Below are 18,304 nucleotides of genomic sequence, written 5' to 3'. Positions count from 1 at the left end.
ACGAGGAGGACGGCTACAAGAAGGACGACTCCTACGACAAGAAGGACGACTCCTCGTACGACAAGAAGGACCACGACTCGTACGGCAAGAAGGACGACTCGGAGAGCTACAAGGGCAAGGACGAGGACAAGTCCTGGAAGGGCGGCCACGACAAGCCCAGCGGCGGTGTGCACACCGGGGGCGGCGCACTCGCCCAGCCCGGCGTGACCGCGGGCGGCATGGCCGTCCTCGCCCTCGCCGGCACCGGCCTGTACGTCGTCCGCCGCAAGAAGTCCGCCCACGGCCTGGCCTGACCATGCCCGACGCGATAGCAGCCGCGGCCGCCACGACGCACCCCGTGGCGGCCCCGGCCCGCCCCCCACCCGCCCTCCACCCCCCGCTCCGCTGCCGTGCGCTAGTGAGGTCGTCCCGATGGCAGTCCCTCCTCCCTCCTCCCCCGCCGACGCCGAGCCGGCGCCGACCGGCCAGGGGTCCCGCGGAACCGTGACCGTCCTGTGCACCGTGGTGTTCCTGCTCCTGGCCCTGAACCTGATCGGCGGCAACGAGACCTCGTCCGCCCCGTCCCGCCCGCCGCACGCCCCGCAGGCCGCCGCGTCGCCCTCCTCCTCCCCCGCCTCCGCCCTCTCCGCCTCCCCTTCCTCCCCCTCCTCCCCCTCCGCTTCCCCCTCCCGGCCCGCGACCGGAAAACATCTGCCGCGCTCGAAGCCCGTGCGCCTGCTCATCCCGAAGATCTCGGTGGACGCTCCCTTCACCGACCTCTCCATCGCCGCCAACGGGCAGCTCGAAGCCCCGCCGGCCAAGGACGTCAACCTCGTCGGCTGGCACGCCGACGGCACCTCCCCCGGGGAGAAGGGCACCGCGATCATCGCCGGGCACGTCGACACGGCCACCTCCCCCGCCGTCTTCGCCGAACTGAGTGAACTGGAGAAGGGGGACGTCTTCCACGTCAAACGGGCCGACGGGCGCAAGGCGTCCTTCGTGGTCGACGACGTGGAGACCTTCGACAAGGACCACTTCCCCAGCCAGCGCGTGTACGCCGACACGGAAGAGGCGCAGGTCCGGCTCATCACCTGCGCGGGTGACTACGACCGTTCGGCCAAGGACTACACGGCCAACCTCGTGGTCTTCGCCCATCTCAGGTGAGTTCGCCGAACCCGTCCGACGCGGCCGGTCACTCGCGTAGTCCATCCGAATCGCGCACTGGTGGGGACCGGCTGAGGATCGAGGCACGCTCGCACCGCGTCGCCGCACATGAAGTCCGCCACTCTGCCTCCCCGAAGGAGATGTGCTCCGCATGACCATCACCGCACCCGCTTCCAATGAACCGACGACCCGACAGGTCTCGCCCCGCGTCTCCCAGTCCGTGTTCGACGGCTCCCGGCTCCGGGTCGTGCTGCTGGTGGACGTCAACGACGGCGCCCAGCAGCAGTTCCTGGAGGCGTACGAGCAACTGTGCAACCAGGTGGCGTCCGTTCCCGGGCACGTCAGCGACCAGCTGTGCCAGTCGATCGAGAACCCCTCCCAGTGGCTCATCACCAGTGAGTGGGAGAGCGCCCCGCCGTTCCTCGCCTGGGTGAACAGCGAGGAGCACGTGCGGATGGTGGAACCGCTGCACAGCTGCGTCCGCGACACCAGGTCGCTGCGCTTCCACGTCGTCCGGGAGACCGGCGGCCCGGCGGCGGACGCCGAACCCGGCAAGCGCCGGCTCCAGACGTCTCCCCGGATCGGTGACGGCGTGATCCGTCACGCGCTCACCTTCACCGTCAGGCCGGGCAGCGAGGAGACCGTCGCGAAGATCCTCGCCAACTACGACCCGCCCGAGCCGCAGGTCGACGACACCACCCGGCTGATCCGCACCTCGCTGTTCATGCACGGCAACCGCGTGGTGCGCGCCATCGAGGTGCGGGGCGACCTGCTCGCGGCGCTGCGGCACGTGGCCCGGCAGCCCGAGGTGCGGGCCGTCGAGGAGGCCATCAACCCGTATCTGGAGCAGCACCGGGACCTCGACGACCCCGAGTCCGCCCGGGTCTTCTTCACCCGGGCGGCGCTGCCCGCCGTCCACCATGTGACGGCGGAGCGGGAGGACCCGGCGGCGCAGCGGCACGCGCTGTACTACCCGGCCCGGCCCGGCTGTGGCATGCGGCTGGCCCAACTGCTCGCCGAGCAGGACGAGGCGGCGGCGGACGACCCGCGCAACCCGGTCCTGTGCAGCACGATCTTCCAGCGCGACGACGTCGTGGTGCGGCTGATCGACGTCCGGGGCGACCTCGAGGCCGGCGACCCCGCGCTCTCCGTCGGCCTGCCGGACCCCGCGCAGGCGGCGGAGCTGACGGCGTTCCCGGAGGGCGCCGCCGGTGCGGGCGGTTCCGTGCCGAAGCACGGCGACCTCACGCGCTACCTCGGGCTCGCCCGCATGCAGCTCGTCACCGACCGCCACTCGCCCCGCGCCTGATCCGTCCGGCACGCGGGTCGTGGCGGCCATCCGGCCCCTTGTCGACACAGCACACGATCGGAGCAACGTCGTGATCACATCCCGTCCCAGAATCGTGGATCTCAGCGAGGTCGAGCCCAACACCCGGCGCGGCGGCGATCTGCGCGCCATGCTCACGCCCGCCACGGTCGGCTCGACCAGCGGCTTCATGGGCGTGGCCATCGTGCGGCCCGGCGACCGCATCGGTGAGCACTACCACCCGTACTCCGAGGAGTTCGTGTACGTCGTCTGCGGGCAGTTGGAGGTCGACCTGGACGGCGAGCCCCACCCGCTGCGGCCGGAGCAGGGCCTCATGATCCCCGTCAACATGCGGCACCGCTTCCGCAACGTCGGCAACGTGGAGGCCCGTATCGTCTTCCACCTCGGCCCGCTGGCCCCGAGCCCGCCGCTCGGCCACGTGGACACCGAGGAGACCGACGCCGTGCCGGTGGTCCGCTCATGAGCCGGCGCGTGGCGGTCACCGGCATAGGCGTCGTCGCCCCGGGCGGCATCGGTGTCCCCGCGTTCTGGGACCTGCTCTCCCACGGGCGCACCGCGACGCGGGGCATCACCTTCTTCGACCCGGCCGGTCTGCGTTCGCGGATCGCCGCCGAGTGCGACTTCGACCCGGCGGCCCACGGGCTGGACCCGGAACAGATCGCCCGCAGCGACCGGTACATCCAGTTCGCCCTGGTCGCCGGCGAGGAGGCGGTCCGGGACGCGGGCCTCGACCTCGGCCGGGAGAACCCGTGGCGGGTCGGGGTCTCGCTGGGGACCGCGGTGGGTGGCACCACCCGTCTCGAGCACGACTACGTCCTGGTCAGCCACAAGGGGCAGCGCTGGGACGTCGACCACGGCGAGGCGGAGCCGCATCTGCACCGCGCGTTCGCGCCCAGCACGCTGGCCGCCACGGTCGCGGAGCGGTTCGAGGCGCGCGGCCCGGTGCAGACCGTCTCCACGGGCTGCACCTCGGGGCTCGACGCGGTCGGGTACGCCTTCCACACGATCGAGGAGGGCCGGGCCGACGTGTGCATAGCCGGTGCCTCGGACTCGCCGATATCGCCGATCACGATGGCCTGCTTCGACGCGATCAAGGCCACGTCCCCGAACAACGACGACCCCGCCCACGCCTCGCGTCCCTTCGACGCCGACCGCAACGGGTTCGTCATGGGCGAGGGCGGCGCGGTGCTCGTCCTGGAGGAGCTGGAGCACGCCAGGGCCCGCGGTGCCCACGTGTACTGCGAGCTCAGCGGCTACGCCACCTTCGGCAACGCCTACCACATGACCGGCCTGACCAGGGAGGGTCTGGAGATGGCCCGTGCCATCGAGGAAGCCCTCGGTCACTCCCGGCTCGACGGCTCGGCGGTCGACTACGTCAACGCCCATGGGTCGGGCACCCAGCAGAACGACCGTCACGAGACGGCGGCGGTGAAACGGGCCCTGGGGCAGCACGCCTACGACACGCCCATGAGCTCCATCAAGTCCATGGTGGGCCACTCCCTCGGCGCGATCGGGGCGATCGAGGTCGTCGCCTGTGTGCTGGCCCTGGCCCACCAGGTGGTACCGCCCACCGCGAACTACGAGACCCCGGACCCGGAGTGCGACCTGGACTACGTCCCGCGGGTCGCCCGCGAGCGGAGACTGAACACCGTTCTCTCCGTGGGCAGCGGGTTCGGGGGCTTCCAGTCCGCGGTGATCCTGACCCGGCCGAGAGGGAGGACATGATGAGCGAACCGCATCCGCGGCGCGCGGCCGTCACCGGCATCGGTGTGGTCGCGCCCAACGGAACCAGCACGGGGTCCTTTTGGAAGTCCACCCAGGAGGGCATCAGCGTCCTGGACCGGGTCACCCGCGAGGGCTGTGAGCACCTGCCGCTGCGGGTGGCCGGCGAGATCCGGGACTTCGAGGCGTCGGCGGCGATCGAGGAGCGCTATCTCGTCCAGACCGACCGGTTCACCCACTTCGCGATGGCCGCGGCCGACCTCGCGCTGGACGACGCCCGCCTCGGCCAGGCCGACACGTCCGGTGAGCCGTTCCGGGTGGGCGTGGTCACCGCGGCCGGTTCCGGCGGCGGCGAGTTCGGGCAGCGCGAGTTGCAGCGGCTGTGGGGCAAGGGCAGCCGCTTCGTCGGGCCGTACCAGTCGATCGCCTGGTTCTACGCCGCCAGCACCGGCCAGATCTCCATCCGCCGCGGTTTCAAGGGCCCCTGTTCGGTGGTCGCCGCCGACGAGGCGGGCGGTCTGGACGCCCTCGCCCACGCGGCCCGGGCCGTGCGGCGCGGCACCGACGTGATCGTGGCGGGGGCGACGGAGGCGCCCCTCGCGCCGTACTCGGTGGTGTGCCAGCTCGGATACGAGGAGCTGAGCACCGCCGACGACCCGTCGCGCGCCTACCGCCCGTTCACCGCGGGCGCCTGCGGGTTCGTGCCCGCCGAGGGCGGCGCCATGTTCGTGGTGGAGGAGGAGGGTTCGGCCCGGGAGCGGGGTGCGCGGGTGCGGGCCACGCTGGCCGGCCACGCGGCGACGTTCACCGGGGCCTCGCGCTGGGCGGAGTCCCGGGAGGGGCTCGCCGAAGCCGTCCGCGGTGCCCTGGACGAGGCCGGCTGCGCCCCGGAGGAGATCGACGTGGTCTTCGCCGACGCCCTCGGCGTACCGGAGGCGGACCGTGCCGAGGCGCTGGCGATCACCGACGCGCTCGGTGCGCACGGCAGGCGGGTACCGGTCACCGCGCCGAAGACCGGTATCGGCCGGGGGTACTGCGCGGCGCCCGTGCTGGACGCCGCGGCGGCGGTGCTCGCGATGGAGCACGGCCTGATCCCGCCCACCCCCAATGTTTTCGACATCTGCCATGACCTCGATCTGGTGACCGTCCGCGCCCGCGCCGCCGAGGTGCGGACGGCGCTGGTCCTCGGCCGGGGGCTCATGGGCTCGAACTCGGCGCTGGTGCTGCGGCACGGCGCCGCCGACGCCTCGTGACGAGGCCACGGAGCAAAAGGAGAACAACCGCATGAATGACCGCATCACCGTGGAAGAACTGTCCGAGCTGATGAAGAACGCCGCCGGGGTCACCGTCGCCCCGGAGGAACTCCAGCAGCGGGCCGACTCCGGATTCGACGCCCTCGGCATCGACTCGCTGGGTCTGCTGGGCATCGTGGGCGAGCTGGAGAACCGTTACGGCGCGCCGATGCCGCCCGACGCGGAGCGCTGCAAGACGCCCCGGCAGTTCCTCGACCTCGTCAACAGCGCCCTTCCGGCAGGAGCGTGACATGGCCGGACACACGCAGAACGAGATCACCATCGCCGCGCCGCTGGACCTGGTCTGGGACATGACCAACGACGTGGCCAACTGGCCGCGCCTGTTCAGCGAGTACGCCTCAGCGGAGATCATGTCGCGGGAGGGGAACAGGACCACCTTCCGGCTGACCATGCACCCCGACGAGAACGGCACCGTGTGGAGCTGGGTCTCGGAACGGGAGACGGACCGCGACACGCTCAGCGTCAGGGCCCGCCGCGTCGAGACCGGGCCCTTCGCGTACATGAACATCCACTGGCAGTACGAGGAGGTCCCCCGGGGGACCCGGATGGTCTGGACGCAGGACTTCGAGATGAAGCCGGACGCACCGGTCGACGACGCCTGGATGACCGACAACATCAACCGGAACTCCAAGGTCCAGCTGGCCCTGATCCGGGACCGCATCGAGAAGGCCGCCGCGAACCGCGGGTCCGTGCCGTCCGTGACCGACTGAGCCGGAAGGAGGACCGGATCATGCACCAGGCCCTGATCGTCGCCCGGATGGCTCCGGGGTCGGCCCCCGACATCGCCAAGCTGTTCGAGGAGTCCGACCGGGGAGAGCTGCCGCACCTCGTGGGCGTCGCCCGGCGCAGTCTCTTCCAGTTCGGTGAGGTGTACCTGCACCTCATCGAGTCCGAGCAGGACCCCGGCCCCGCCATCGCCAAGGTGGCCGGGCACCCCGCGTTCCGCGACATCAGCGATCGGCTCCAGGCGTACGTCTCCGCGTACGACCCCGCGACCTGGCGTTCGCCGAAGGACGCCATGGCGCACTGTTTCTACCGCTGGGAGCGGGACTCCACCGGCTGAGGGCACCCCTCGACCGGCCACCGGTCGCCGGGTCCGCGCGTGTCGCGGACCCGGCGACCGGTGGTTGCGCAGGTGGTCCCCGGGGTGGCTACCGGGGGACGGTGCAGTCGAACGCGTGCAGGTAGGGGTTGACCGGGCGGACGTCGTCGATGACGAGCCCGGCGTCGGTCAGCCGCCGGACCATGCTCTCGGTGGTGTGCTTGGCGCCGCCGACGTTGAGGAGCAGCAGCAGGTCCATGGCGGTGCTGAACCGCATCGACGGCGTGTCGTCGACGAGGTTCTCGATGACCACGACCCGCGTCCCGGGCCCGCCGGCCGCGATGACGTTGCGCAGGGTCCGGGCGGTGCTGTCGTCGTCCCACTCCAGGATGTTCTTGATGACGTACACGTCGGCCTGGACCGGGACGGCCGCGCGGCAGTCACCGGGCACGATGCGCACCCGGTCCGCGAGCGCGCCTCCGGCCCGCAGCCGTGGGTCGGCGTTCTCGACCACGCGGGGCAGATCGAGCAGGGTGCCGTGCAGCGACGGGTACTTCTCCAGCAGGCTCGCCACCACGTGCCCCTGGCCGCCGCCGATGTCGGCGACCGACGAACTCCCCGACAGGTCGAGGAACTGGGCGACGTCCCGGGCGGACTGCCTGCTGGAGGTCGTCATGGCCCGGTTGAAGACCTCCGCGGACTCGGGAGCGTCCTCGTTGAGGTAGGTGAAGAACTCCTTGCCGTACAGGTCCTCGACGACGTTGCGGCCGGTGCGCACCGCCTCGTCGAGCTGCGGCCAGGCGTCCCAGGTCCACGGCTCGGTGCACCACAGGGTGATGTAGCGCAGGCTGTGCGGGTCGTCCTCGCGCAGCAGCCGGGACATGTCGGTGTGCGCGAACGTCCCGTCGCGCCGTTCGGTGAAGACGCCGTAGCAGGACAGGGCCCGCAACAGCCGTCTGAGGGGCCGGGGTTCGGTCTTCACCGCCGCGGCGAGGTCCTCCACGGACATGGGGCTGTCACCGAGGGCGTCGGCGACTCCCAGCCGGGCGGCGGCGCGGAGGGCGGCGGCACATGCCGCCCCGAACGCCAGCTCCCTCAGTCGCATGGACGGCGGTGGAGCAGTCTCAGCGGTCGTCATGTGCCGCCTTCCTTCGTTCTTGGTTACGCGGACTTTCTTGGTTGCGCGGACTGACTTGGTTGCGCGGACTGACTTGGTTGCGCGGACCGTCTCGGTCGCGCGGATGGCCGGGGTCGGCCGGTCAGCACAGTCCCGTCGGCCGGGACGCCCGGCAGGTGTTGCCCTGGAAGGTGTTGCCCTTGCCGATGTCCGCGTTGACGAGGTCGGCCGGGGAGTTGCCGCTCAGGACGTTGCCGGTGATCCGGTTGCGCTCGCTGGGGGTGCCGACGAAGCTCTTGAACAGGACGATGCCGCCCGACAGCGGGGAGGCGCCGACGTTGTCCCTGATCTCGTTCCGCGTCACCACGGTGTCCTCGACGCCGGTCAGGACGATGCCGGAGCCCTGGAGGGCGTCCAGCCGCGGGGTCTTGGGGCAGGACTTGTTGTTCCGCTTGATGCGGTTGTCGCTCACGGTGAGGGCGCCGGCCTTCGGCTTGTTCTCGTCGCCGACGAGGAACACGCCCGCGCAGTTGCCGGTGAGGTGGTTGTGCGTGACGGTGAGGTTCCGCAGGCGCCGCACGGTGACGCCGATCCGGTTGCCCTCCAGCCGGTTGCGCTCGACCACCGCGCCCCGGGTGTCCGCGGCTCCTTCCTCGGCGGAGATGGTGTTGGCGAGGAACAGGCCCGCGTCACCGTTGTCGCGGGCGGTGTTCTTGCGGAACACGCCGCGCACCGAGCGCTCCTGCGCGATGCCCCAGACGCCGTTCTTCGCCGCGGTCACGTTGCGCACGGTCAGCCGGTCGGTCCACACGGCGGACACCCCGGACTTGGTGAAGCGGGTGACGGTCAGGGAGTCGACGGTGACGTTCCGGACGGGGCGGTTCTTCTTCCCCTCCACGCAGATGCCGTTGCCGGCCTTGGCGCAGCTGCCCGCCGCCTTCGCGGTGCCGGGTGAGATCACCGTGCCGCGGCCCGCGCCGCGCAGGGTCAGCCCCGACGTGCCGATCTTGACGCTCTCCCGGTAGGTGCCGGGGGCCAGGAGAACGGTGTCACCCGGCTTGGCCGCGTCCACGGCCTTCTGGATCGACTGTCCCGGATGGACCACGTGGGTCGTGTGGGAGGCGACCGACGGAGCGGCGCCGAGTCCCGCCCCGACGACCGCCGCGGTGCACGCGAGGTACGCGATATGGCATTTCTTCATATTGCGCACCATATGACTGGATCGTTCGCGGGCAAGTGGGATGGACCATCCGGCGGCGTGTCATGCGCGCGGGCCGCACCGGAGGCGGTCGGGGCGGTCGGGGAGCGCCCGGCACGGCTCGGGCCGCGGGGTGCGCCGGGGCCGCGAACACCCCGGCGGCAGGGCCTGTCTCCACGACACGGCCCCGCCGCCGGCGTGACGGCGGTCTCCGTAGGGCCGGCCAGGAGCGGGGGCGGGACTGTCGGGCGTCGTGCCACGGGCGGACGGGGGCCGGGACGGACGGGGCCGGGGCGCACGGTCTCGTCCGCGAGCCGTTCGGCGACCTCCGGGGGTGGCCGGGGAAGGCGACGGCCGGCCGGTGGGTGCGGGCCAGGTGGCGCGGCAAGTCGGCTGTCCGGTCGTGCGGTTGGGGTGGAGTCCGGTGGCCGGCTCGTGCAGGAGCGGGACGTTCGGTGCGGCGGGCCCGGGCTCGGGTCCTGACGCGGCACTGTCGGACACCGGCGAGTGCGCCCGGGCAGTGGGCGGCGAGCCGGCCGGCCTTCGGGAGGCGCGCCTCGGTGAGGAGCGCGGAGAGGGTCTCCGCGCTCCGGCCGGCGGCGAGTTCACCGAGAGGGCCACGGCTCCGCATCCGCGGGTCGGGACCGGAGCCGGGTCGTGGCCGCCGGGAGCCGGTGTCGGCGCGCGGCGGTGATCACCGACCGACCACGGTGCCGGAGCGCCGTGGTGGGACGGCGGCCGTGGCGCCCTGAACCGCTTCCGCACGCCACGGGACCACCGCCTCCCTCCTCCCCGCCCCCCCTCAGGCGACCACGCCGGCCACCGCCTCCGGCTGCTCGAACTGCGTCCGGTGGAGCTGCGCGTACCGCCCGCCCGCCGCCAGCAGCTCCTCGTGCGTGCCCCGTTCGACGATCCGGCCGGACTCGACGACCAGGATCAGGTCGGCGGAGCGCACGGTGGACAGGCGGTGCGCGATGACGAGCGCGGTGCGGCCCGCCAGGGCCTCGGCGAGCGCCTCCTGCACGGCCGCCTCGGAGGTGTTGTCGAGGTGGGCGGTGGCCTCGTCGAGGATGACGACGCGCTGGCGGGCCAGCAGCAGCCGGGCGATGGTCATGCGCTGGCGTTCGCCGCCGGAGAGGCGGTAGCCGCGCTCCCCGACGACCGTGTCGAGGCCGTCGGGCAGGGAGCGGACCAGGTCGTCGAGGCGGGCCCGGCGCAGGGCGTCCCACAGGTCGTCCTCGCCGGCCTCGGGGCGGGCGAGGAGGAGGTTGGCGCGGACGGTGTCGTGGAAGAGGTGACCGTCCTGGGTGACCATGCCCAGCGTCCGGCGCACGGACCGCGCGCTCAGGTCGCGGACGTCGACCCCGCCGATGCGGATGGCACCGGCGTCGACGTCGTACAGGCGCGGCAGCAGTTGGGCGATGGTCGACTTGCCGGCGCCGGAGGAGCCGACGAGGGCGACCGTCTGGCCGGGTTCGGCGCGGAAGGAGACGCCGCGCAGGACCTCGGCTCCGCCGCGGGTGTCGAGGGTGGCGACCTCCTCCAGGGAGGCGAGGGAGACCTTGTCGGCGGACGGGTAGCCGAAGCGGACGTCCTCGAACTCGACGGAGACCGGGCCCTCGGGCACCTCCCGGGCGTCCGGCTTCTCCTCGATGAGCGGCTTCAGGTCGAGCACCTCGAAGACGCGCTCGAAACTGACCAGGGCGCTCATCACCTCCACGCGCGCCCCCGCGAGGGCGGTGAGCGGCGCGTACAGGCGGGTCAGCAGCAGGGCGAGGGCGACGACGGCGCCGGGGTCGAGGGCGCCGTCCAGGGCGAGCCGGCCGCCGAGGCCGTAGACGAGGGCGAGGGCCAGGGCCGAGACCAGGGTGAGGGAGGTGATGAAAACGGACTGGGCGGTGGCCGTGCGCACGCCGATGTCCCGGACCAGGGCGGCGCGGGCCGCGAACTCCGCCGACTCCTGCTCGGGGCGGCCGAAGAGCTTGACCAGGGTGGCGCCGGGCGCGGAGAAGCGCTCGGTCATGCGGGTGCCCATCGCCGCGTTGAGCGCGGCCGCCTCCCGCTGCATGCCGGCCATCCGCCGGCCCATGCGGCGGGCGGGCACCACAAACACCGGCAGCAGGGCCAGGGCGAGCAGGGTGACCTGCCAGGACAGGGTGAGCATGACGGCGAGGGTGAGCAGCAGGGTGACGAGGTTGCTGACCACTCCGGACAGCGTGTTGCTGAAGGCGCGCTGGGCGCCGATCACGTCGTTGTTGAGCCGGGAGACGAGCGCGCCCGTACGGGTACGTGTGAAGAACGCGACCGGCATCCGCTGCACATGATCGAACACGGCCGTGCGCAGATCGAGGATGAGCCCCTCCCCCAGCGTCGCCGAGAGTCTCCTGGCGACGATGGAGAGCGCCGCCTCCAGCACCGCGATGAGCGCGATGAGCAGCGCCAGCCGGACGACGGTGCCGGCGTCGCCGTGCGACACGATCGCGTCGACGACCCGCCCCGCGAGGACCGGGGTGGCCACGGCGAGCAACGCGGTCGCCACCCCGAGCAGGACGAACAGGGCGATACGGCGGCGGTGCGGGCGGGCGAACGCGCCGATGCGGCGCAGGGTCGCGCGGTCGAAGGGACGGCGTTCGTGCTGGGCGTTCATGACGCTGTACAGCTGCGTCCAGGCGGTGGTCTCCATGCTCATACAAGAGACGGTAGAACCTCAAGGAAGATTGAGGTCAACATGGCGACGTCTTCTCCCCGGCCGCCGTCCACACCGCGGTCACCCGTCGTTGGCGTGGCGCGGAAAGCCTCTCCGGGTGTGACCGCGGTTCACCTTCCCCCAGGACCACCTCCTCAGGACCCGCTTGCCCGGGACCCGCTTCCCCGGGACCGGTCCCGCCGGCGTCTCCCGGTCCGCCAGGTGCTGTGCCTGCTCCCGCCGGCGCTCGTCGGGCTGGTCGCCGCGCGCCACTGGTCCGTCCTCGCCGAGGGCTTCGGTCATCTGCGCACCGCCGAGTGGCCCTGGCTGCTGGCCGCGGTCGGGGCGACCTGTCTGACGTGGGTCGCGGCGGCCGTCACCCGGCAGGGCGCCGTCGTGCAGCGGCTGCCCCCGCTGCGGCTGCTGGCCACACAGTTCGCGGCGGGCGCCGCCAACCACCTGCTGCCGACGGGCCTGGGCGCGAGCGCGGTCAACCTGCGGTTCATGGCCGTGTACGGGGTGCCGCTGTCCCGCTCCTCGGCGGCCCTCGCCCTGTACCTGCTGGCGGAGGGCATCGCCCGGGTGGGCCTGCTGGCCGCGCTGCTCCTGGCCTTCCCCGGCGCCCTGCGGCTCGGCGCGCTGCTGCCCGGGGGAGCGCCCGGCCCGCTCCTGGCGCTGCTCGGCGCGGTCGCGCTGGTGGCGGCGGGCGCGCTGGTCCTCGTACGACGGCTGCGGTCGGCCGTGTGCGCGTTCCTGCGCACCGCGCTGGGCGAGGCGCGTTCGGTGCACACGCGTCCGGCCCGGGCGCTGGCCCTGTGGGGCGGCTCCCTCGCGTTCCCGGCGCTGCAGGCGGCCGGGCTCGCCGCGGTGGGGCGGGCCCTGGGTCTGCCGGTGCCCGCGGCGCACATGGCGGTGGCGTACCTGGCGGCCACCGTGGCGGTCGCGCCGGTGCCCACGCCGGGCGGGATCGGCTCGGTGGAGGCGGCGCTGATCGTGGCGCTGGTGGCGGCGGGCGGCCCGGCCGCGGTCGCCACGGCGGTGGTCCTCGCCTACCGCATCATCACCGTCTGGCTGCCCCTGCTGCCGGGGGCGTTGACGTTGGGGGCGCTGGTGCGGCTCAAGGTGATCTGACGCCCGCCGACGCCGCGTCGGACGACGGCACTGCGGACCGGGCAGGCGTGTGCGGCTGATCAGCGTGAGGCCGACCCGACGGGCATGGTCCTCGACCCGCGCCACTGCCGCACCGAAGTGGCCCGGCGCGCCGCTGCCCTCCGGGGGGTCGGCCTCGCACGGCCGGTGGCCCGGGACAGCCATCGCGTCCGGAGGGGCACCCGCCATCGGGAAGGCAGCCTCCGGCGCGCGCGGGAGGCGCGCCGGGACCCTGGGGAGCCGGTCCGGAACAGGTCCGTGACGGAACGGCGGCCCCCGCGGAAATCGAGTTCTGCGGTCGGATCCCGCCGCCCGTGGTGCAGCGCCGCCGCATCTGTGGCCGACGACGTTCTCCCGGCCGGCCGCAGGGTACGAACTGCCGTTCCGGATACGGCAAGATGAGCGGTCGTGTCCGTCCGCGCACGGGCACGACCGCACTTCCCGCACATCGAGCAGGTGACAACGTGACGAGACTGCACATCCGGCCGCCGGCGGCCCCCTTCGCCGCGGAACGACTTCCCGGAGGTGACCGGTGAACCGCGCGCTGACCCTGAACGACCTCGTCATCGCCGGCATCGCCCTGGCGACGGGCCTGCTGGTGGCCTTCCTGTCGCGCACGCTGCTGCGCTGGCTGGCCAAGCACGCCAAGCGCACCCGCTGGAGCGGCGACGACGTCATCGTGGACGCGCTGCGCACGGTGGTGCCGTGGGCGGCGATCGCGGGCGGCGGGGCGGCCGCGGCCGCGGTGCTGCCGCTGACCCGGGCCGTCCAGCACACCGTCAACCAGTGCCTGACGGTGCTGCTCATCTTCGTGGTGACGGTGTCGGCGGCCCGGGTGGTCGCCGGGCTGGTGCAGACGGTCACCTCCTCCCGCTCCGGCGTCGCCGGATCCGCGACGATCTTCGTCAACATCACCCGGGTACTGGTCCTGGCCATCGGTTTCCTGGTGGTGCTGCAGACCCTCGGCATCTCCATCGCACCGATGCTCACCGCCCTCGGCGTCGGCGGTCTGGCCGTCGCGCTCGCCCTCCAGGACACCCTCGCCAACCTCTTCGCGGGCATCCACATCCTCGCCTCGAAGACCGTCCAGCCCGGCGACTACATCAAGCTGAGCAGCGGCGAGGAGGGCTACGTCGAGGACATCAACTGGCGTCAGACGACGGTCCGCAACCTCTCCAACAACCTGGTCGTCATCCCCAACGGGCAGCTCGCCAAGGCGAACATGACCAACTTCATGCGCCCCGAGCAGCAGTTCACGATCCTGGTGCAGGTGGGCGTCGCCTACGACAGCGACCTGGACCACGTCGAGCGGGTCACGACGGAGGTCGTCGCCGAGGTGATGACCGAGATCACCGGCGCGGTCCCGGAGCACGAGCCGGCGGTGCGCTTCCACACCTTCGCCGACTCGCGCATCAACTTCACCGTGATCCTCGGCGTCGGCGAGTTCAGCGACCAGTACCGGATCAAGCACGAGTTCATCAAGCGCCTGCACCGCCGCTTCCGCGCGGAGGGCATCCGCATCCCGGCGCCCGCGCGCAACGTGTCGCTCCAGCAGGGGGCGGTGGTGATCCCGCAGCAGCGCAGCGAGCCGGGCGAAGTGCCCCCCGCCCGCCTCGAGGGCTGACCCGGCTCCCAGCCCCGCCGCCTTGCCGGTCAGCGTCGCCGCCGGGCCCGTCACTCGGGTGCGATGTCTCAGGGTGTGCTTTCGCTCGGGCGGCCGGCTGGCCGGGCCGGCCGCCGGACCAGTGGGCGATCACCCCCATGACCGCACGACCGGGGAACCGGTTGCCCGGAACCGGTTCTTCCGCGGAGGTCCTGCACATGTGTGCGGTCCGCTGTCGAGTCGGGGTCGATCACGAGATATCTTGATGTCGAGCAATGTTGCAGACGTGGAGCGGAGCACCCGGTGACTGACTCGACCATCATCTATACGCACACTGACGAGGCCCCGGCCCTGGCGACGTATTCCTTCCTGCCGGTGGTCCAGGCGTACGCCTCGCAGGCCGGTGTCTCCGTGGAGACGCGGGACATCTCGCTGGCCGGGCGCATCATCGCCGTGTTCCCGGAGTACCTGACCGAGGACCAGCGCATCCCCGACGCGCTGAGCGAGCTGGGCGAGCTGGCCAAGACGCCCGAGGCCAACATCATCAAGCTGCCGAACATCTCGGCGTCGATCCCCCAGCTCAAGGCCGCGATCGCCGAGCTGAAGGCGCAGGGTTACGCGCTGCCGGACTACCCGGACGAGCCGAAGACGGACGAGGAGCGCGAGATCCGCGCCCGCTACGACAAGATCAAGGGTTCCGCCGTGAACCCGGTCCTGCGCGAGGGCAACTCCGACCGCCGCGCCCCCGCGTCGGTCAAGAACTACGCCAAGACCCACCCGCACCGCATGGGCGCCTGGTCCTCGGACTCCAAGACCGACGTGGCGACCATGGGCGAGAACGACTTCCGCTCCACTGAGAAGTCCGTGGTGATCTCCGAGGCGGGCTCGCTGAAGATCGAGCTGGTCGCCGAGGACGGCTCCACCACGGTCCTGCGCGAGTCGGTACCGGTCCTCGAGGGCGAGGTCGTCGACGCCTCCGTGATGCGCGTCGCCGCGCTGCGCGAGTTCCTGACCGCCCAGGTCGCCAAGGCCAAGGCGGAGGGCGTGCTGTTCTCCGTGCACCTGAAGGCGACGATGATGAAGGTCTCCGACCCGATCATCTTCGGTCACGTGGTGCGCGCCTTCTTCCCGAAGACCTTCGAGCAGTACGGCGAGACGCTGGCCGCGGCCGGCCTCTCCCCCAACGACGGTCTCGGCGGCATCCTCAAGGGCCTGGAGTCGCTGCCCGAGGGCGACGCGATCAAGGCCTCCTTCGACGCCGAACTCGCCGAGGGCCCGGCCCTGGCGATGGTCGACTCCGACAAGGGCATCACCAACCTGCACGTGCCGTCCGACGTCATCGTCGACGCCTCGATGCCGGCGATGATCCGCACCTCCGGCCACATGTGGGGCCCCGACGGCCAGGAGGCCGACACCCTCGCGGTGCTGCCGGACTCCTCCTACTCCGGCGTCTACCAGGCCGTCATCGACGACTGCCGCGCGAACGGCGCCTACGACCCGTCGACCATGGGCTCCGTCCCGAACGTCGGCCTGATGGCGCAGAAGGCCGAGGAGTACGGCTCCCACGACAAGACCTTCGAGATCCCGGCCGCCGGCACGGTCCGCCTGGTCGACCAGGCCGGCACCGTCGTGATCGAGCAGCCGGTCTCCGCGGGCGACATCTTCCGCGCCTGCCAGACCAAGGACGCGCCGATCCGCGACTGGGTCAAGCTGGCCGTCACCCGCGCCCGCGCCACCGGCGACCCGGCGGTGTTCTGGCTGGACGCCACCCGCGCCCACGACGCCAACCTGATCGCCAAGGTCGAGCAGTACCTGCCGGAGCACGACACCGAGGGCCTGGACATCCGGATCCTCTCCCCGGTCGAGGCCACCAAGCTGTCGGTGGAGCGCATCCGCCGCGGCGAGAACACCATCTCCGTCACCGGCAACGTCCTGCGCGACTACCTCACCGACCTCTTCCCGATCCTGGAGCTGGGCACCAGCGCCAAGATGCTGTCGGTGGTCCCGCTGATGGCGGGCGGCGGCCTGTTCGAGACCGGCGCCGGCGGTTCCGCGCCCAAGCACGTCCAGCAGCTGGTCAAGGAGAACTACCTGCGCTGGGACTCCCTCGGTGAGTTCTTCGCGCTCGTCCCCTCCTTCGAGCAGTACGCCACGGCCACGGGCAACGCCCGCGCCAAGGTCCTCGCCGACACCCTCGACCGCGCCACGGCGACCTTCCTCAACGAGGACAAGTCCCCGACCCGTCGCGTCGGCGGCATCGACAACCGCGGCAGCCACTTCTACCTGTCCCTGTACTGGGCGCAGGAGCTGGCGCGGCAGACCGACGACGCGGACCTGGCGAAGGCGTTCGCCCCGCTCGCCGAGACGCTCGCCGCGAACGAGCAGCGCATCGTGGACGAGCTGAACGCCGTCCAGGGCAAGCCCGTCGACATCGGCGGCTACTACCAGCCCGACCCGGCCAAGGCCGCGGCGGTCATGCGCCCGTCGACGACGTGGAACGAGGCGCTGGCTTCGCTGAGCTGACGCCGGGAACCCGGGAAGCCGGTTTCCGGTTTCCCGTCCTCCTCCCCCTCCGCCCCGACCGGTGCACCGCCCGGCCGGGGCGGAGGTGCGTCGGGGCGGACATCACGGCCCGACCGCCCCGACGACACCGAACCCACTCCGGGAGCCACCGCATGACCCCTGCCGAACCGTCCTTCTCCGTCCTGTCCGGGGCCGCCGGCTCCCCGGTGATCCTGCACGTGCCGCACTCGGCACGGGAGATACCGGCCCAGGTGCGCGCGGGCATCGTGCTGGACGACGGGGCGCTGGAGCGGGAGCTGGACCACATCACCGACGCGCACACCGAGCGGATCGCGGCGGAGGCGGCCGAGCTGTCGGCGGTCGCGCCGTGGCGGTTCGTCAACCGGCTGTCGCGGCTGGTGGTGGATCCGGAGCGGTTCCCCGACGAGCGGGAGGAGATGCGGGCCGTCGGCATGGGGGCCGTGTACACGCGGACCACGCACCAGGAGGTGCTGCGCCCCGCGGAGGTCGATGCCGAGCCGCTGGTCGAGCGGTACTTCCGGCCGTACGCGAAGGCCGTGACGGACGCCGTCGCCGACCGGCTGGCGGCCGTCGGGCGGGCCGTCGTCATCGACGTGCACTCCTACCCCACCGAGCCGCTGCCCTACGAGCTGCACGGCGAGGGCCCGCGGCCGCCGGTGTGCCTGGGCACGGACTCCTTCCACACCCCGCCCGGACTGCTCGCGGCCGCGCGCACGGCGTTCGCGGGGATCGGGGAGACGGGGCTGGACAGCCCGTTCGCCGGGACGTACGTACCGCTGGAGTACTACGGGACGGAGCCGCGGGTGTCCGCGCTGATGGTGGAGATCCGGCGGGACACGTACATGAGCGAGCCGGGCGGGCCCGCTGGGCCCGGGGTGTCCCGGCTCGCGTCGGCGCTGGCGGAACTGGTCGACGCCGTGTCCGGCTGACGCCGACGGGGTGGCTCAGGCGCGCAGCCACTCCGTGACGACGACGTCCCCGCCGGTGCGCAGGCGCAGCGCGAACGGGCCGGCGGGCGGGGCCTCGCTGGTGAAGCGGCCCATGTCGTCGGCGGTGAGTGCGGCGCCGGCCCGGGGGCCGTCGAGCACCTCGATGGAGGCCGGCTGGGGCGGCAGCAGCTGGCCCATCAGCCCGTGCGCGGTCACCTCGACGTCGACGGTCAGCCCGCCCGAGTGGAAGGTGAGCATCCGCGGTACGTCCACGGCTCCCCGGACCGGGATGGCGTCGACCAGCGAGTCGAAGGTCAGCTCGGCGATCTTCGCGTCGAGGTCGTGCAGCGCGTACGCCTCGACGGCGAGCTGCCGCAGCTCGGCCGGTACCGGGTCGAGGATGGCGGCGGCCTCGCGCAGTTCCTCCTCCAGACTGCCGTGGTCGAACTCCTCGTCGTCGAAGGCCTCGTCGTCGCGGGCGCCGTCGTCCCTGTCGTCCCGGTCGTCCCTGCCGTTCATGTCGTTCATGCC

16 protein-coding genes and 1 pseudogene are annotated in these 18,304 nt (G+C 72.3%); 13 read left to right on the top strand and 4 right to left on the bottom strand.

Translation table 11 applies throughout. The features are described 5' to 3' along the window. From ACF1A1_RS17480 to ACF1A1_RS17440, 9 genes and pseudogenes are all read left to right on the top strand, one after another. Nucleotides 1-293: pseudogene (locus ACF1A1_RS17480) on the top strand (hypothetical protein); the annotation flags it as partial. A 118-nt stretch (nt 294-411) separates the two neighbouring features. Further along, entirely contained in the window at nt 412-1,143 is a 732-nt protein-coding gene (locus tag ACF1A1_RS17475) for a class F sortase (RefSeq protein WP_392000698.1), read from the top strand. Nucleotides 1,144-1,294: 151 nt separating this feature from the next. Then, nucleotides 1,295-2,452 carry a SchA/CurD-like domain-containing protein gene (locus ACF1A1_RS17470; RefSeq protein WP_392000696.1) on the top strand — a complete coding sequence of 386 codons (1,158 nt, stop codon included), beginning with the start codon at nt 1,295-1,297 and terminating at the stop codon, nt 2,450-2,452. A 70-nt stretch (nt 2,453-2,522) separates the two neighbouring features. Beyond that, nucleotides 2,523-2,933 carry a cupin domain-containing protein gene (locus ACF1A1_RS17465; protein ID WP_392000694.1) on the top strand — a complete coding sequence of 137 codons (411 nt, stop codon included), beginning with the start codon at nt 2,523-2,525 and terminating at the stop codon, nt 2,931-2,933. Beyond that, nucleotides 2,930-4,195, top strand: coding sequence for a beta-ketoacyl-[acyl-carrier-protein] synthase family protein (locus tag ACF1A1_RS17460; protein ID WP_392000692.1), 1,266 nt, complete (start codon nt 2,930-2,932; stop codon nt 4,193-4,195). Before ACF1A1_RS17465 ends, ACF1A1_RS17460 begins: the two co-directional genes overlap by 4 nt. Beyond that, entirely contained in the window at nt 4,195-5,445 is a 1,251-nt protein-coding gene (locus tag ACF1A1_RS17455) for a beta-ketoacyl synthase N-terminal-like domain-containing protein (RefSeq protein ID WP_392000691.1), read from the top strand. The genes ACF1A1_RS17460 and ACF1A1_RS17455 overlap by 1 nt, the downstream gene beginning before the upstream one ends. A 31-nt stretch (nt 5,446-5,476) precedes the next feature. Then, complete coding sequence (locus tag ACF1A1_RS17450; RefSeq protein WP_392000689.1) at nt 5,477-5,734, top strand: acyl carrier protein; 258 nt, start codon at nt 5,477-5,479, stop codon at nt 5,732-5,734. 1 nt (nt 5,735) lies between these two features. After that, nucleotides 5,736-6,215, top strand: a complete 480-nt coding sequence (locus tag ACF1A1_RS17445; RefSeq protein WP_392000688.1) for an SRPBCC family protein — start codon at nt 5,736-5,738, stop codon at nt 6,213-6,215. A gap of 20 nt (nt 6,216-6,235) precedes the next feature. Continuing rightward, entirely contained in the window at nt 6,236-6,568 is a 333-nt protein-coding gene (locus ACF1A1_RS17440; protein ID WP_392000686.1) for a TcmI family type II polyketide cyclase, read from the top strand. A gap of 88 nt (nt 6,569-6,656) precedes the next feature. On the opposite strand, the gene ACF1A1_RS17435 is transcribed toward ACF1A1_RS17440, so the two are convergent. From ACF1A1_RS17435 to ACF1A1_RS17425, 3 genes are all read right to left on the bottom strand, one after another. Next, a complete protein-coding gene (locus ACF1A1_RS17435; RefSeq protein ID WP_392000684.1) occupies nt 6,657-7,685 on the bottom strand; it encodes a methyltransferase in 1,029 nt (342 codons plus the stop codon). Between the two features lie 121 nt (nt 7,686-7,806). Continuing rightward, nucleotides 7,807-8,865, bottom strand: a complete 1,059-nt coding sequence (locus tag ACF1A1_RS17430; RefSeq protein ID WP_392000683.1) for a nitrous oxide reductase family maturation protein NosD — start codon at nt 8,863-8,865, stop codon at nt 7,807-7,809. 799 nt (nt 8,866-9,664) lie between these two features. Beyond that, on the bottom strand, nt 9,665-11,545 hold the full coding sequence (locus ACF1A1_RS17425) for an ABC transporter ATP-binding protein (RefSeq protein ID WP_392000734.1): 1,881 nt from the start codon (nt 11,543-11,545) through the stop codon (nt 9,665-9,667). 45 nt (nt 11,546-11,590) lie between these two features. Between ACF1A1_RS17425 and ACF1A1_RS17420 the strand changes: the two genes are divergently transcribed. The 4 genes from ACF1A1_RS17420 to ACF1A1_RS17405 all read left to right on the top strand — a co-directional run bounded on the left by ACF1A1_RS17420 (nt 11,591) and on the right by ACF1A1_RS17405 (nt 17,773). Beyond that, the gene (locus tag ACF1A1_RS17420) at nt 11,591-12,679 is read left to right on the top strand and encodes a YbhN family protein (RefSeq protein ID WP_392000681.1); all 1,089 of its coding nucleotides are present in this window, start codon (nt 11,591-11,593) and stop codon (nt 12,677-12,679) included. A gap of 550 nt (nt 12,680-13,229) precedes the next feature. After that, nucleotides 13,230-14,321 (top strand): mechanosensitive ion channel family protein, encoded by a 1,092-nt coding sequence (locus ACF1A1_RS17415; RefSeq protein WP_392000680.1) that lies wholly within the window; start codon nt 13,230-13,232, stop codon nt 14,319-14,321. Nucleotides 14,322-14,603: 282 nt separating this feature from the next. Next, nucleotides 14,604-16,823 carry an NADP-dependent isocitrate dehydrogenase gene (locus ACF1A1_RS17410; protein ID WP_392000678.1) on the top strand — a complete coding sequence of 740 codons (2,220 nt, stop codon included), beginning with the start codon at nt 14,604-14,606 and terminating at the stop codon, nt 16,821-16,823. Between the two features lie 152 nt (nt 16,824-16,975). Next, nucleotides 16,976-17,773, top strand: coding sequence for an N-formylglutamate amidohydrolase (locus tag ACF1A1_RS17405; RefSeq protein WP_392000676.1), 798 nt, complete (start codon nt 16,976-16,978; stop codon nt 17,771-17,773). 15 nt (nt 17,774-17,788) lie between these two features. Here ACF1A1_RS17405 and ACF1A1_RS17400 read toward each other — a convergent pair whose 3' ends face one another. Beyond that, nucleotides 17,789-18,301, bottom strand: coding sequence for a hypothetical protein (locus ACF1A1_RS17400; RefSeq protein WP_392000674.1), 513 nt, complete (start codon nt 18,299-18,301; stop codon nt 17,789-17,791). Nucleotides 18,302-18,304: the final 3 nt, after the last annotated feature.

The sequence above is a fragment of the Streptomyces sp. NPDC014995 genome (assembly GCF_043080745.1).
Lineage (GTDB): Bacteria > Actinomycetota > Actinomycetes > Streptomycetales > Streptomycetaceae > Streptomyces.
The sequence above is the reverse complement of the archived record's forward strand: the minus strand, read 5'-3'. Positions and strand labels throughout refer to the sequence as shown.